Below are 15054 nucleotides of genomic sequence, written 5' to 3'. Positions count from 1 at the left end.
CCGCAGTACCCCGTACCACCCCCGTCCCCTCGTACGTTTCTCAAGCAAGGGATCAACGTGACCAGACTCAGCGCCGAGATGCTGGCAGCGGACGCCGTCGAGCCGATCACCTCGGCGGGCCATGCTCAGCTGGGCATCGCCGTGCTGGCGGGCATCGCCGTCATCGTCCTGCTCATCACCAAGTACAAGATGCACGCCTTCCTGGCGCTGACCATCGGCTCACTCGCCCTCGGCGCGTTCGCCGGGGCGCCGCTCGACAAGGCCATAACCGCCTTCACCACCGGGCTCGGCACCACCGTCGCCGGCGTGGGCGTCCTGATCGCCCTCGGTGCGATCCTGGGCAAGCTGCTCGCCGACTCCGGCGGCGCCGACCAGATCGTCGACACGATCCTCGCCAAGGCGAGCGGGCGTGCCATGCCGTGGGCGATGGTGCTGATCGCCTCGGTCATCGGTCTGCCGCTCTTCTTCGAAGTCGGCATCGTGCTGCTGATTCCCGTGGTGCTGATGGTCGCCAAGCGCGGCAACTACTCTCTGATGCGCATCGGCATCCCGGCGCTGGCCGGTCTGTCCGTGATGCACGGCCTGATCCCGCCGCACCCCGGTCCGCTGGTCGCGATCGACGCGGTCAAGGCCAACCTCGGCCTCACGCTCGCCCTCGGTGTCCTGGTCGCCATCCCGACGGTGATCGTCGCCGGTCCGCTGTTCTCTCGGTATGCGGCCCGCTGGGTGGACGTTCCGGCCCCTGAGCGCATGATCCCGCAGCGCGCCTCCGAGGACCTGGAGAAGCGTCCCGGCTTCGGCGTCACCCTCGCCACCGTGCTGCTGCCGGTCGTGCTGATGCTGGCCAAGGCGCTCGTGGACATCGTCGTGGACGACCCCGAGAACATGGTGCAGCGCGTCTTCGACGTCATCGGCTCGCCGCTGATCGCACTGCTCGCGGCCGTGATCGTCGGTATGTTCACGCTGGGCCGCGCGGCCGGGTTCACCAAGGACCGGCTGGCGACGACCGTCGAGAAGTCCCTCGCCCCCATCGCGGGCATCCTGCTGATCGTCGGCGCGGGCGGTGGCTTCAAGCAGACGCTGATCGAGTCCGGTGTGGGCCAGATGATCCTGGAGATCTCCAAGGACTGGTCGATACCCGCGCTGCTGCTCGCCTGGCTGATCGCGGTGGCCATCCGGCTTGCGACCGGTTCGGCGACCGTGGCCACCATCTCGGCGGCCGGTCTGGTCGCGCCCCTCGCGGCCGACATGTCGACCGTCCACGTCTCGCTCCTCGTCCTGGCGATCGGCGCGGGCTCGCTCTTCTTCAGCCACGTCAACGACGCCGGCTTCTGGCTGGTCAAGGAGTACTTCGGCCTGAACGTCGGGCAGACCATCAAGACGTGGTCCGTCATGGAGACGATCATCTCGGTGGTGGCCGGTGGGCTGGTTCTGCTGTTGTCCCTTGTGATCTAGCGAGTCTGAACTAGCGACCGAAACGTATGTACGGCGATGGCCCACCCGCTCTTCTCGGAGCGGGTGGGCCATCCGCCTGTGGGTGGGTGGGTCGGGGCCGTGCCGTGCCGGTACATCCGCCCGTCGCCGCTGGATCAGACGTTGGATTATGGGGATTCGTTTCCAGATCCGGACGTAAGCGACGGGCATGTGATGTACCGGCACGGCACGGCCCCTTCCGTGCGTTGGCGACTGCGGGTGCACCATCCAGTCCGTCCGGCGTTTGAGGACGAGGCCGTTCAGGCCGAAAGCGGGGGTCTGGGGGGCGGCAGCCCCTGGGACGATGGGGTCCCCCCGCTCGAGCAAAGCCGAGAGTGGGGGAGGGTAGGGGCGGAGGGGACGAAAAACATCCCCGCCCGCGGCGGGCATGCGGTCCCATCCGTGGGGCCCCGGATGGGTCAGGGGCGCCACAGCGGGTGCTCGCGGTCCGCCCACTCGCGGCTGACCGCGCCCGTGCGGAGACCCCGGCGGGCCTCCGGATCGGCCAGGGCCATGCCGATATGGCCCGCGAGGACGATACCGATCGTCAGCGCCAGCCAGTCATGGACGAACGTCGCGCTGGTGCGCCACATCAGGGGGGTGAGGTGGGTGAACCACATCAGCAGACCGGTGCCCAGCATCACCAGGGACGCACCGGCGATCCAGGCCGCGTAGATCTTCTGCCCGGCGTTGAACTTGCCCGCCGGGCGGGACCCCTTGTCGCGGCGCAGGGCCGCACGCAGCCAGACCCTGTCGTGCGGGCCGAAGCGGTTCAGGAAGCCCAGGTCGGTGCGGAAGGCGCGCGAGGCCAGGCCCGCCAGGGCCGGCACCGGCAGCATCAGGCCCGCCCACTCGTGGATCCGTACGACGAGCTCGCGGCGGCCGACGAGTTCGGCGAACTCGGGGATGTACAGGCAGGCCGCCGTCACCACGCATACGCCCATCAGCGCGGCCGTCACACGGTGCACCCAGCGCTCGGCGCGGCCGAAGCGCCGTACGCGGGAGGAGTTCACGGACGCGGCCGGGGACTGGTCAAGTTGTGGGTTCATCGTCGCGTCCGTTCGAGCGGCCGACCCACGCGTCCACGTCGTAGCCCCGGTTCTCCCAGTACCCGGGACGGACGTCCTCGGTGACGGTGATGCCGGAGAGCCACTTGGCGGACTTGTAGAAGTACATGGGTGCCACATAGAGGCGGACGGGGCCGCCGTGGTTGTGGCCGAGGGGCTTGTCCTGCATGCGCAGGGCCACCAGGACGTCTGCGCGCCGGGCCTGCTCAAGGGTGAGGCTCTCCATGTACACCCCGTCGAAGCAGGTGAAGCGGATCGCTCCGGCCGAGGAGCGCACCCCCGCGGCATCGAGGAGGTGGGACAGGCGTACGCCCTCGAAGGGCGTGCCCGGCACCCGCCAGCCGGTGACGCACTGGACGTCGCGCACGATGCGGGTCTGCGGCAGGGCCCGCAGGTCGGCCAAGGTGTAGGTCCCGGGGCGGTCGACCAGGCCGTCGATCGTGAGGCGGTAGTTCGTCTCGTCCTTGTGCGGGACGGACGACGCCACCGAGTAGTAGCGGAAGCCGCCACCGTTGGGCAGCAGGCCGGTCAGGCCCGTGGGGTCCTTCTCGGACGCACCGGCGAGGAAGGATTCGAGGCCGCGCTGGAGCGGGGGTGCGGCGAGCACGCCGAGCGCGCCGAGTCCGAGCGTGCCGAGCACGACCCGGCGCCCGACGGGTGCGCCACGTTCCTCGGGCCGCTCGGGGCCCGACTCCTCGGGCTGGTCAGGGTTCACATGCTGATTCGAGCACCCGCTGCCCCCAAAGGCCAGCGGCTGCGGGTGCTCGTCAGCGTTCCGTAATCGGTTCCTACGAACTGGACGCGGATTCGGCCGCCTTCTCCAGCTGGAACGCCTCGTTGCCCAGCCCGATCCGGGCGTGCGCCTCGGGTGTGCGGGAGCGCAGTACCAAGCCCTGGATCAGGCCGACCACCAGGGCCGCTCCGATGACGGCGGGCAGCAGCCAGCTCAGCGAGGAGTCCGGGCCCGCTCCGACCAGGACGTCGAAGTCCTTGACCGTGTAGACCGCGATGACGAGCAGGGCGGTGCCCGCGACCGCGGACGTGGCCAGGCGCCAGGCGTGGGCGCGGGCGGCGCCGCGGCGGGCGAAGAAGACGATGACGGAGAGCGAGGCGGCCGCCATCAGCACGATCACGCCGAGCGCGCCGATGTTGCCGCCCCAGGTGAACAGGTGCAGCACGGGCGCGGTCGGGTCCCCGGTCGGCTTGTCGTCGGCGGCCGCGAAGGCGATCACGATCACCAGGGCGACGGCGGTCTGCAGGAGCGAGCCGGTGCCGGGGGCGCCGCTCGTGCCGGTGGTACGCCCGAACGCCCGGGGCAGCAGTCCCTCGCGGCCCATGGCGAAGGCGTACCGCGCGACGACGTTGTGGAAGCTGAGCATCGCCGCGAACATGCCGGTCACGAACAGCACGTGCAGCACGTCCGTGAAGGTGCCGCCGAGCCGCGACTCGGTGAGGAAGAAGAGCAGGCCCGCATTCTGCTTGTGGGCGGCGTCCACGATCCCGGAGGGGCCGGTGGCCACCGTCAGCGCCCAGCTGCTGAGCGCGAAGAACACGGCGACACCGGCGACGGCGAGGAACATCACGCGCGGTACGAGGATGTGCGGTCGGCTGGTCTCCTCCGCGTACACCGGGGCCTGTTCGAAGCCGAGGAAGGCCGCGATGCAGAAGCACAGCGCGGTGCCGACACCGGCGCCGGAGAGTGTGTCCGGGTTGAAGGCGTGCAGCGACAGGCCCTCCTTCGCCGGGTCGGCGACCGCGGCGATGTCGAAGATGACGACGAGGGCCACCTCGATGACCAGCAGGACACCCAGCACGATCGCGTTGACGTCGATCTTCAGCCAGCCGAGCGCCCCGACGAGCAGCACGCCCGCCAACGACGGTATCCACCAGGCCACTTCGAGGTCGAGGTAGGTGGACAGCAGCCCGGACACCTCGAAGCCGAAGAGGCCGTAGATGCCCACCTGGAGGGCGTTGTACGCGACGAGCGCGACCAGCGCCGCACCCGCGCCCGCGGTGCCGCCGAGGCCGCGCGAGATGTACGCGTAGAAGGCGCCCGCGTTGTGGACGTGGCGGCTCATCTCGGCGTACCCGATGCTGAAGAGCACCAGAATGACGCCGAGGATGACGAAGATCAGCGGCTGCCCGACGATGCCCATCACCGCGTATGTGGTGGGCATGACACCCGCGACCACCATGAGCGGGGCGGTCGCCGCGAGGACGGACAGCAGCAGGCCGCCCGTGCCCAGCCGGTCGGCGCGCAGGGCGCGCTGCTCGCCCTTGAAGGTGCTGATGCCGCCGCCGTCCTCAGGGGCGGCCGCTCTACTGGAAGTGCTCGAACTGCCCGTCGTCATCGCGGGGTTGTCCTTTCGGATGTCCGGTTCGGGGGTGGTGTTCGTCCGGTGCGTTCACACCATGCCGAGCGCGCTGTGGCGTGCGGCATGGAAGGCTTTGTACGGGTCACGGTCCGGGTACGACCACGGCGCCGGGGTGGCGTGTTCTCCGATGCGGTGGAACAGGGCCGCGGCCTCGGCTCCCCGGCCCTCGCAGATCTTGGCGTGGGCAAGGAAGTTGAGGTCGACGAGGCGGCGCGGATGGTCGTCGCGCTCCCACTCCAGCCACCAGTCGAAGGCGGCCTTCATCACCTGACGGGCCCGGCGTCCGACCCAGTGCCCCGAGGCGACGGGGTCGGCGGGTTCGCTGCCCGCGGCGGCGAGCACGCGGTAGCGCTCGGCGTGCGCGACGACCGGGAGGATCGCGAGCGGTGAGTCGGCGGGGGCTTGTTCGGCCGCCCAGTTGGCGAAGTCGTAGACCTCGTGCAGCGGGTCCTGGCCCGCCTCGGCGCGGCGTTCGGCGAGCCGGGCGATCATCAGGTGGTGGGCGTGGTGGTGATCCGGGTAGCGGTGGCGCACCTCGTCGAAGAGCCGGACCACGTCGTCCTCGGTGCCGAGAACGCGTTCCAGGATGAGCAGGCCGAGCCAGGGAGTGGGGTCGGCGGGCGCGAGGGCCGCGGCGGCGTGGCAGGCCTCGCGGGCGTTGTCCGGGCGCTCCTTGCCCTTCAGGGCGCGCTGCACGGCGGCGCAGCCGAGGAGTACGGCGGCGTCGGCGGACTCGGGTTCGGCGAGCAGCCAGTCGCGGGCCCAGGGGTGCGCTGCGGACTCCTGCGCGAGCACGGTGACCCGGTGGCCGCGGCGGTCCCAGTCGTCGCCGGTCGCCGCGAGCAGCGCACGGACCGCGGTCCACCGTCCCTGGTTCAACGAGGCGCGCGCCGTGACGAGTTCGGTGTCGTCGAGCGCGGGGTCGAAGGCCTGAGCCGCGCGCTTGCGACCGCGGCCGAGGGGAGGCGGGGGTGGTGACACCGCGGGTCGTCCTCACAGGCGCGGTTCGTCAGGATTCGATCACGCACAGCCAACCCTCAGCCATGGGTTCAAGTCAAGGGCGATCAGGCCGCTACACGTGTCAATCACCCGTGGGCAGAGGGGGTGTTGAGAGACCTCCGCGCGAGCCGGGTGGGCACCTTCGCGCGGAGGCCTCCCAAGGCTCAGCCCACCGCCTGGGCCGCCGCCCGGCCCGCCGTACGTCCGGAGAACAGGCAGCCGCCGAGGAACGTGCCCTCGAGCGACCGGTATCCGTGGACTCCGCCGCCGCCGAACCCGGCGGCCTCACCGGCGGCGTACACGCCCTCCAGCGGGTCGCCGCCCTCGGTCAGCACGCGCGAGGAGAGGTCGGTCTCCAGACCGCCGAGGGTCTTGCGGGTGAGGATGTTGAGGCGGACGGCGATCAGCGGGCCTGCCTTGGGGTCGAGGATGCGGTGCGGGGTCGCCGTGCGGATCAGTTTGTCGCCCAGGTAGGCGCGGGCACCGCGAATCGCCATGACCTGGAGGTCCTTGGTGAAGGGGTTCGCGATCTCCCGGTCGCGGGCCACGATCTCGCGGCGCAGCGCGGTCTCGTCGATCAGCGCCTCCTTGGTGAGCGCGTTCATGCCGCGCACAAGCGCGCCGAGGTCCTTCTCGACGACGAAGTCGGCGCCGTTGTCCATGAAGGCCTTCACCGGGCCGGGGACGTCCGCGCGCGCCCGGCCGATGACGTCCCTGATGGACTTGCCGGTCAGGTCGGGGTTCTGCTCGGAGCCCGAGAGCGCGAACTCCTTGCCGATGATCTTCTGGTCGAGCACGAACCACGTGTAGTCGTACCCGGTCTTCATGATGTGTTCGAGCGTGCCGAGCGTGTCGAAGCCGGGGAAGAGCGGCACGGGCAGCCGGTTGCCGCGCGCGTCGAGCCAGAGGGAGGTCGGGCCCGGCAGGATGCGGATGCCGTGGTTCTGCCAGATGGGGTTCCAGTTCTGGATGCCCTCGGTGTAGTGCCACATGCGGTCGCGGTTGATGAGGTGGGCGCCGGCCCCCTCCGCTATCGCGAGCATTCTGCCGTCGACGTGCGCGGGCACGCCGGAGATCATCCGCTCGGGCGGAGTACCGAGGCGCTCCGGCCAGTTGGCGCGTACGAGGTCGTGGTCGCCCCCGATGCCGCCCGAGGTGACGATCACCGCCTGGGCCCTGAGCTCGAAGGCGCCGGTGACCGTACGGCTGCTGGCCTGGCCGCGCTCGATGCCGGACGGCTCCAGGATCTCGCCGGTGACCGTGTCGACGGAACCCGCGCTGCGGGACAGGCCGGTGACACGGTGGCGGAACTTCAGCTGTACGAGGCCGCGGGCGACGCCGGCCCGCACCCGCCGCTCGAAGGGCGCGACCAGGCCGGGCCCCGTCCCCCAGGTGATGTGGAAACGCGGCACCGAATTCCCGTGCCCGTTGGCGTCGTAGCCTCCGCGCTCGGCCCAGCCCACCACCGGGAAGAAGCGCACACCTTGCTGGTGCAGCCAGGAACGCTTCTCGCCGGCCGCGAAGTCGACGTACGCCTGTGCCCATTGACGCGGCCAGTGGTCCTCGGGCCGGTCGAAGGCGGCCGTGCCCATCCAGTCCTGGAGGGCGAGCGCGTGGCTGTCCTTGATCCGCAGGCGGCGCTGCTCGGGCGAGTCGACGAAGAAGAGCCCGCCGAAGGACCAGTGCGCCTGGCCGCCGATCGACTGCTCCGGCTCCTGGTCGACGAGAATCACCGTGCGGCCCGCGTCGACGAGCTCCGCGGTCGCCGCGAGCCCCGCGAGGCCCGCTCCGATGACGATCACATCTGCGTCGTAGGCCATGGGCCCGTCCTCTCGGCATTCCGACTGGTCGGATCGGCGTCGTGACGAGGGTGCTCATGAAGTTCGGCGTCGGAGGCGTCAGATCCCCATGAGGCGTTTGTCACGAAGCGATCGGAATCGTCGCTGGTTGATGAGACATTGGTGCTGATTGACCCCGGAGGTCGACCACCCCGCGGTGTCGACCGACCCCTGTTACCGATCGGTCAGATCCTTCGGCAAGAAGAGTGACCGAGTCAACTGCCTGGTTCCGGAAGCCCCGGGGGCAGGCGTTGGCCCATGACACTAAAGTCGGCGGATACGTACCCGTGGCCCGCACTGACTCCTGACGTATCGAGGTACCCAGCGTGTCGGTTCTCGTTCTCATCCTTGCCGTGAGCGCGGCGTGCTGTCTGGGCTTCGGCTTCGTGCTCCAGCAGAACGCGGCCTCGAATGCACCGCTGAGCGACTTCCTCTCCCCGCGTCTGCTGGTCGACCTGGTCCGGGTCCCCCGGTGGCTGGGCGGCCTCGGGCTCATGGTGTGCGGCATGGTCCTCGGCGCGATCGCCCTGGGCAACGGCGAGATCTCCCTGGTGGAACCCCTCCTCGCGACCAACCTGCTCTTCGCGATGGCGCTCTCCCGCTACCAGACCAAGCAGTCCCTGGGATGGCAGGGCTGGGGCGGGCTCGTGCTGCTCGCGGGCGGGGTCTCGGCGTTCATCGTGGCCGGGCAGCCGCAGGGCGGCGAAGCCGTCATCAATCCGCTGCGGCAGTGGCTGATCATCGGGATCATGGTCGGCCTGGCGCTGCTCCTCACCGCCTATGCGAAGCGGTCCCGGATGTACGCCGCGCCCGCGCTGCTCTCGGTGGCCGCCGGACTGCTGTACGGCGTCCAGGACGCCCTCACCCGGGTCACCGGGCAGCGCTTCGGCGAGGGCGGCTGGAGCGAACTGCTCACCGGCTGGCAGCCGTACGCGGTGCTGGTGATCGGTCTGACGGGCCTGGTCCTGGTCCAGAGCGCCTTCGAGACCGCGCCGCTGCGGATGTCGCTGCCGCCACTCACCGCGGCGCAGCCGCTGGCCGGGATCGTCTGCGGAGTGGGCTTCCTCGGGGACCAGCTGCGGACGGACGCGGGGGCGCTCGCCGGGCAGGCGGCGGGGCTCGCCGCCGTCGTGGCGGGGATCGTGCTCCTGGGGATGCATCCGGCGATGCCGGCCGGGACCAGGGTGACGGAGCGGTCCCTCCAGCCGCACTGAGGCCGGCGGCAGGCCGGGTTGTGGGTCCCGCCCTTCTCGCTGGGCTCGCGGCTGCTTGGATGAGGTCATGAGTGCCGCTGACGAAATCCTCGACATCGTCGACGAGAACGACCAGGTCATCGGGCAGGCCCCGCGCGGGGAGACGTATACGCGCGGACTGCGGCATCGGTGCGCGTTCATCGAGGCGCGGGACGCCGAGGGCCGCGTCTTCGTCCATCGGCGGACGGCCACCAAACTGGTGTTCCCCTCCCACTACGACATGTTCGTCGGAGGCGTCGTCGGTGCGGGCGAGGCCTACGACGACGCCGCGCTCCGCGAGGCCGAGGAGGAACTCGGCGTCTCCGGGCTGCCCCGGCCGGTCTTCCTCTTCAAGTTCCTGTACGACGACGGGGCCGGGCGGAGCTGGTGGTCGGCTGTGTACGAGGTCCGCTGCGAGGTTCCTGTGAACCCTCAGGTCGAGGAGGTCGCCTGGCACGACTTCCTCACCGAGGGGGAGTTGGAAGCTCGCCTGGGTGACTGGACCTGGGTGCCGGACGGGCTGGCCGCGTACGCACGGCTGAAGGACTACCGCGCGCAGAGCTGACCGCGTCATTTGTTCGCCCCCTCCCCGCGCCGGCCCGGTAGGGTCTGGGCGTGAACGAGCTGTTGCGGAATGTCCGGTTGTGGTTCGCACCCCAGGCGATCCGGGGGGAGGGCACCACACCCGACTATCGTTTCTCGCTGGCGAACGAGCGCACCTTCCTGGCCTGGCTCCGCACAGCCCTCGCCCTGATCGGCGGCGGCTTCGCCGTGGACCAGTTCCTCCCGGACCTCCGCTGGGGCTGGCGCGTCGGCCTCGCCCTGGCCCTGCTCGCGGCAGGCGTGCTCTGCTCCCTGCGCGCCGTCAACCACTGGATCCGCTGCGAGCGGGCGATGCGCCGGGGCGGAGACCTGCCGGTGTCCCGCTTCCCGGCCCTGCTGAGCATCGCCGTCGCGATCGTCGCCATCGCGATGGTCGTCGTCGTACTCGCCGACTGGGCACGGTGACCGCCCCCGCCGGGGACCGGGACCCGGGCCTCCAGCCGGAACGCACGCGGCTCGCGTGGCGCCGTACGACCCTCTCCAGCACCGTGGCCGCCGTACTCGCCGCGAAGACGGCGCTGAGCGGCGGCCGTTCGGTGGCCGGAGTCCTGGCCTGCGCCGCGTGCTGTGCGCTCTGGCTGGGTTTCCTGGCCCTCGCCCACCGCCGTATCCGCGTCCTCTCCACGTCGGGGACGGACGGCCCGCCGGCCCTCACGCCCCTGCATGCGACGGCGGCGACGCTCTGCACGGTGGCGCTGGCGGTGTGCGCGGTGGCGCTGGTGTTCTGAGGACTCACGGAGCCCGCACAGCCCTCACAGCGCTGAGAGCCGTCAGGGCTCGCGGGTTCAGTCCGTCCAGTCCACCGTCACCGCGATCTTGCCCCGCGTACGTCCCTCCGCGCTCAGCCGATGCGCCTCCGCCGCCTGCTCCAGCGGAAACGTCTGGGAGACATGGACCGAGACGACGCCCTGCGCGGCGAGGTCGGACAGCCGCTGGAGGTCGTCCGGGTCCGGGCGTACGAAGTAGTAGCGGCCGCCGAAGCCGACCACGTCCGGGTCGGCGATGGAGGCCAGCCGGCCCTCGGGGGCGAGCAGGTCGGCGGACATCCTCATCGTGTCGCCGCCGATCGTGTCGAAGACCGCGTCGACACCGTCGGGCGCGAGGGCTCGTACGCGCCCGACGAGACCCTCGCCGTAACTGACGGGTTCGCCGCCCAGGGACCGTACGAAATCGTGGTTGGACTCGCTCGCCGTGCCGATCACTCGCGCCCCCAGGTGATGGCCGAGCTGGACCGCGATCGAGCCGACGCCGCCCGCGGCCGCGTGGACGAGGACGGTGTCGCCCTCCCGCACGGCGAGGACCTTGGTGAGCATCTGATACGCGGTGAGCCCCGCGAGCGGCAGGCCCGCCGCCTCTTCGAAGGAGAGGTTCAGGGGTTTGCGGGCGAGGGTGCGGAGAGGGGCCGCGACGTACTCGGCGAACGTGCCGCGCGAGAGGAAGTCCTCCCGGGCGTACGCGATGACCTCGTCGCCGACCGCGAACTCCGTCACGGACGATCCGGGTTGGACGACCACTCCGGAGACGTCCCAGCCGGGGATCACCGGGAAGAAGGGGTCCAGGATCCCGTCGAGGTACCCCTCGCGGCACTTCCAGTCGACCGGGTTGACGGACGCCGCGCGCACCTTCACCAGGACGGCGTCGGGCCCGACCTTGGGGTCACGGACGTCTCCGTACTCCAGGACGTCGGGCCCGCCGTACCGGCTGTAGCTGATCGCCTTCATGCCCTCGACCCTCCGGCGTAGTCGCACGGCACGCAAGCCGGAATTGCCGGAATTACTGCACATTGTCGCGCTAGCCTGAGTCGTCATTTCCTCGCCGCCACGACTCTTCCGAAGGTGAGCATCTTGACCACTCTCCATGTGGAGCACCCCACCCACGAGCACACCCACGGCCCGGACTGCGGCCACACCCAGGTACGGCACGGGGACCACGTCGACTACGCGCACGACGGCCATCTGCACCGCGAGCACTCAGGACACTGGGACGAGTGCGAGCCGAGCGGCCACACCGCGCACGACGGGCACGGCCACCAGCACGGCGAGGGCTGCGGACACTCCGCCGTCCAGCACGGCGACCATCTCGACTACCTGCACGACGGGCACCGGCACGCCGAGCACGAGGGTCACTGGGACGACCACTGAGCCCCCCGTGACGAACAGTCACCCGTCCGCGGCCTCACCACTCCGGTGCGGCCGCGGATTTTTCTCGCCCCCTACGGGCGCAGCGCGCGCAGCAGCAGGTCCGCCAGGTGGTCGGCGACCTCCTGGGGCGTTAGGGGGCCGTCGGGGCGGTACCACGTGGACAGGTGGTGCACGGAGCCGAAGTGGTAGTCGACGACCAGGTCGGCGGGGGTCTCGGTGGAGAAGACGCCCTTCTTCTGGCCCTCTTCGACAAGGGCGCGGAAGCGCTCGTGGTAACGGCGCCGCTCGGCGCGTACCTGCTTCAGCTTCTCGGGGCTGAGGTGGTGCATGGAGCGGAAGAAGATCGACGCGTCGTCGAGATTGTCGATCGTCGTGACGACCACGTCGGCCGCGGCACCACGCAACCGCTCCTCGACAGGGGCGTCGGCGTCGGCGAAGGCGTCCAGTCGCTCCTGCTGGATACGCAGCACGCGCGCGTACACCTCATGCAGCAGATCGTCCTTGGAGCCGAAGTAGTGATAGAGCGCCCCCTTGGTGACGCCCGCCGCCTCGACGATCTCCTGCACGGAGGTGCGGTCGTAGCCCTGCTCGGCGAAGAGCCGGGTGGCGGCGGCCAAGAGCCGCTGCGGGACGGGCGTACCGTCACCGTCCGTCGTCCTGGGCACTGCCGCCACCTGCCTTCCTAGCGTTGTCCGTCACAAGCTGTTGTCTAGTGAGACTCCTGGGACCGGGAACGCAGTTCCCGCCGGAGGATCTTCCCACTTGCCGTCTTCGGCAATTCGGGCAGGATCTCCACCTGGCGCGGATATTTGTAGGCGGCCAGTCTCTCCCTGCAGTACGCGGCGAGCGCGTCGGGGTCCTCCTGCGCGCCCGGACGCAGGCTGATGTACGCCTTGACGGTCTCGCCGCGGTAGCCGTCGGGTATCCCGACCACGGCGGCCTCACGGACCGCGGGGTGGGTGTAGAGGACGTCCTCGACCTCGCGGGGCCACACCTTGAAGCCGGACGCGTTGATCATGTCCTTCTTGCGGTCGACCACGTACAGCCAGCCGTCGGAGTCCATGAACCCGATGTCGCCGGTGCGCAGCTCACCGTCCGGGAAGGTCTCGGCGGTGGCGTCGGGGCGGCGCCAGTAGCCGGGTACGACCTGGGGGCCGCGTACGAGGATCTCGCCCTGCTCCCCGAGCGGGACCTCCTGCCCCTGGTCGTCGACGATGCGGACGACCGTGTCGGGGCCCGGCACGCCCACGGCCAGCGTCCCCGAGACCGGGTCGACGGGCGCCTCCAGGCCCGGGGGCACGGAGGCGCAGGGCGCGGTGCACTCGGTGAGCCCGTAGCCGTTGCGGATGTACGGCCCGAACCCGGCCCGGAACTTCTCCACCAGCGCGGGCGGCAGCGGGGCGCCGCCGGAGGAGATGTTCACGAAGGAGGAGAAGTGGTCCCGCGTGACCGCCGGGTGTGCGGCCAGCGCCATGAAGGCGGTCGACGGGCCCACCGTGAACACGGGCCGGTGTTCGGCGAACGCGTCGAGGACGACCCCTGCCTCGAAGCGGTAGGCGAGGACCAGCGTGCCCGCGCTGTTGAGGCAGGTCACGAGCTGGCAGACCATCCCGGTGATGTGGAACAGCGGCGCCAGCGCGAAGTACACCGGCCCATCGGGCAGCTCCAGGCCCGTCCGCTGCCGCTCGGCGTTGTACATGATGTTGCCGTGCGTGTTGGTGGCCCCCTTGGGGGTGCCACTCGTGCCCGAGGTGTAGCTGATCAGCGCGGTGTCGGCGGAGTCGAGGCCGCGGCCTTCTGGAGCCTTGTGGCCCTGTCGGGCGACGGCCACGAGGTCGTCGGTGCCTTCCGCGACCGGCAGCCGCTCGAAGCCCAGCACGCGCGTGTCGTTGCGGGTCTGGAGATCCAGCTCACAGGCCGTCAGCGCGATGCGTACGGGCGAGTCGGCGGCCGTCTCGCGCAGATACGAGTCCCACGCGCGGTCCGAGCACACCAGGGCGCTCACTTCCGCGTCGTGGAGTACGTGCCGGACCTCGCCCGACTTGTACATCGGGTTGACGGGTACGACGGTCGCGCCCGCCTTCCAGGCGCCGAGCAGGGCGAGCACGAAGTGCGGGGAGTTCTGCAGCAGGATCGCCACCCGGTCGCCGCGCTCCAGGCCACGGGCGGCGAGGTGCCCGGCGACGGAGTCGCTGAGCTCGTCCACCTCGCGGTAGCTCAGCCGCCCGTCGAAGTAGGCGAGGGCGGTGCGGTCCGGGGTGTGCGCCACGGCGTCGCGCAGGGCGTGCACCAGCGTGGCGGCGGGGCTGACGGGGGCGCGCTGGGCGTCGTTGAGCAGGGCCAGCCAGGGCTGGGCGGTGTAGGGGGACGCCGTCACCGGCCCGCCTCCCACTTCTGCTGGATGTGGTTCATGGTGGTCAGCCAGCGATCGGGCTCCGCGGCCCGCACCTGGTAGTACCCGGCGACCTCGGGGTGCGGCAGGATCAGGAAGCGGTCCTCCTCGATGCCCGCGAAGAGCGCGTCCGCGACGTCCTCGGGCTCGATGGCGGTCGGCTGGAGCACCAGGTCGCCGGCGCTGCCGGTGGCGGCGAGCATGTCGGTGCGCACGCCCTGCGGACAGATCGCGTGGACCTTGAGGCCACGGTGGCGGTATGTCAGCGAGAGCCACTCGGCGAAGGCGTACGCGCCGTGCTTGGTGACGCTGTAAGGCGCGGCGCCGATCATGGTGAGCAGTCCGGCGGCCGACACGGTGGAGACGAAGCGGCCGCTGCCGCGCTCCAGCCAGGCCGGGAGCAGCTCCTGGGCGGCGCGGACGTGCGCCATCACGTTGACGTCCCAGGCGAGCTCCCAGACCTTGTCGTCGGCCGCCTCGGTGCCGCCGGAGCCGACGCCCGCGTTGGCGCAGTAGACGTCGACGGTGCCGCCGAGGGCGTCGCGGGCCTCGGCCACGATCGCGGACGCGTCGCCCGGGACCGCGATACCGCCGATCTCGTCGGCCACGGCCTTGGCCTTGGCGGCATCCAGGTCGTTGACGACGACCCTGGCCCCTTCGGCGGCGAAACGACGGGCCAGGGCGGCCCCGATCCCGCCTCCTGCTCCGGTGACGACCACTCCGGCATCCTGCACGGCTCCCACCATCGGTCTCCTTCGGCGCGACGCGAATCGGCTTTGCTGCAGCGTTACACTAACCAGTCGGTATGTAGCTAGGGAAGGGCGATTTCGTCCCGTACCGGAGCGCCCCGCAGGGGCGCGGGGGTGTGACATTCCGCGGCTCCGCCGCTGGGCCCGACAAGCCACGGACGTCTGGCAGGTACAAACTTCCTGCA

The 15054-nt window shown here is 70.6% G+C and carries 15 protein-coding genes; 6 read left to right on the top strand and 9 right to left on the bottom strand.

What is annotated here, in order from left to right; all coding sequences use genetic code 11:
• The first annotated feature begins 57 nt into the window (after positions 1-57).
• A complete protein-coding gene (locus C4B68_RS32185; protein WP_099503120.1) occupies positions 58-1455 on the top strand; it encodes a GntP family permease in 1398 nt (465 codons plus the stop codon).
• 437 nt (positions 1456-1892) lie between these two features.
• Here C4B68_RS32185 and C4B68_RS32175 read toward each other — a convergent pair whose 3' ends face one another.
• The 5 genes from C4B68_RS32175 to C4B68_RS32155 form a co-directional block, all read right to left on the bottom strand.
• Entirely contained in the window at positions 1893-2522 is a 630-nt protein-coding gene (locus C4B68_RS32175; RefSeq protein WP_099503116.1) for a cytochrome b/b6 domain-containing protein, read from the bottom strand.
• Positions 2506-3255 (bottom strand): molybdopterin-dependent oxidoreductase, encoded by a 750-nt coding sequence (locus tag C4B68_RS32170; protein ID WP_099503114.1) that lies wholly within the window; start codon positions 3253-3255, stop codon positions 2506-2508. The genes C4B68_RS32175 and C4B68_RS32170 overlap by 17 nt, the downstream gene beginning before the upstream one ends.
• A 73-nt stretch (positions 3256-3328) precedes the next feature.
• On the bottom strand, positions 3329-4891 hold the full coding sequence (locus tag C4B68_RS32165) for an APC family permease (protein WP_099503112.1): 1563 nt from the start codon (positions 4889-4891) through the stop codon (positions 3329-3331).
• A gap of 54 nt (positions 4892-4945) precedes the next feature.
• Positions 4946-5896 carry a hypothetical protein gene (locus tag C4B68_RS32160; RefSeq protein WP_099503110.1) on the bottom strand — a complete coding sequence of 317 codons (951 nt, stop codon included), beginning with the start codon at positions 5894-5896 and terminating at the stop codon, positions 4946-4948.
• Between the two features lie 182 nt (positions 5897-6078).
• Positions 6079-7734, bottom strand: a complete 1656-nt coding sequence (locus C4B68_RS32155) for an FAD-binding dehydrogenase (RefSeq protein ID WP_099503108.1) — start codon at positions 7732-7734, stop codon at positions 6079-6081.
• A 344-nt stretch (positions 7735-8078) separates the two neighbouring features.
• On the opposite strand from C4B68_RS32155, the gene C4B68_RS32150 reads away from it, so the two are divergent.
• The 4 genes from C4B68_RS32150 (at position 8079) to C4B68_RS32135 (ending at position 10315) form a co-directional block, all read left to right on the top strand.
• A complete protein-coding gene (locus C4B68_RS32150; protein WP_099503106.1) occupies positions 8079-8966 on the top strand; it encodes a DMT family transporter in 888 nt (295 codons plus the stop codon).
• 67 nt (positions 8967-9033) lie between these two features.
• A complete protein-coding gene (locus C4B68_RS32145; protein WP_167459205.1) occupies positions 9034-9549 on the top strand; it encodes an NUDIX hydrolase in 516 nt (171 codons plus the stop codon).
• A gap of 50 nt (positions 9550-9599) precedes the next feature.
• A complete protein-coding gene (locus C4B68_RS32140) occupies positions 9600-9992 on the top strand; it encodes a YidH family protein (protein WP_099503102.1) in 393 nt (130 codons plus the stop codon).
• A complete protein-coding gene (locus C4B68_RS32135; protein ID WP_099503100.1) occupies positions 9989-10315 on the top strand; it encodes a DUF202 domain-containing protein in 327 nt (108 codons plus the stop codon). Before C4B68_RS32140 ends, C4B68_RS32135 begins: the two co-directional genes overlap by 4 nt.
• Positions 10316-10372: 57 nt before the next feature.
• Here C4B68_RS32135 and C4B68_RS32130 read toward each other — a convergent pair whose 3' ends face one another.
• Positions 10373-11308, bottom strand: a complete 936-nt coding sequence (locus tag C4B68_RS32130) for an NADP-dependent oxidoreductase (RefSeq protein WP_099503098.1) — start codon at positions 11306-11308, stop codon at positions 10373-10375.
• Positions 11309-11431: 123 nt separating this feature from the next.
• Between C4B68_RS32130 and C4B68_RS32125 the strand changes: the two genes are divergently transcribed.
• On the top strand, positions 11432-11728 hold the full coding sequence (locus tag C4B68_RS32125) for a hypothetical protein (RefSeq protein ID WP_099503096.1): 297 nt from the start codon (positions 11432-11434) through the stop codon (positions 11726-11728).
• A gap of 71 nt (positions 11729-11799) precedes the next feature.
• On the opposite strand, the gene C4B68_RS32120 is transcribed toward C4B68_RS32125, so the two are convergent.
• From C4B68_RS32120 to C4B68_RS32110, 3 genes are read right to left on the bottom strand one after another with little or no spacing between them, the layout of a single operon-like run.
• Positions 11800-12393, bottom strand: coding sequence for a TetR/AcrR family transcriptional regulator (locus tag C4B68_RS32120; protein ID WP_099503181.1), 594 nt, complete (start codon positions 12391-12393; stop codon positions 11800-11802).
• 44 nt (positions 12394-12437) lie between these two features.
• A complete protein-coding gene (locus C4B68_RS32115; RefSeq protein WP_099503183.1) occupies positions 12438-14105 on the bottom strand; it encodes a class I adenylate-forming enzyme family protein in 1668 nt (555 codons plus the stop codon).
• Positions 14102-14866, bottom strand: coding sequence for an SDR family oxidoreductase (locus C4B68_RS32110; protein ID WP_099503094.1), 765 nt, complete (start codon positions 14864-14866; stop codon positions 14102-14104). Before C4B68_RS32110 ends, C4B68_RS32115 begins: the two co-directional genes overlap by 4 nt.
• Positions 14867-15054 lie beyond the last annotated feature (188 nt).

Origin of the sequence: Streptomyces dengpaensis (genome assembly GCF_002946835.1) — a bacterium.
Taxonomy (GTDB): domain Bacteria; phylum Actinomycetota; class Actinomycetes; order Streptomycetales; family Streptomycetaceae; genus Streptomyces; species Streptomyces dengpaensis.
This window is presented reverse-complemented; position numbering and strand designations above follow the sequence as displayed.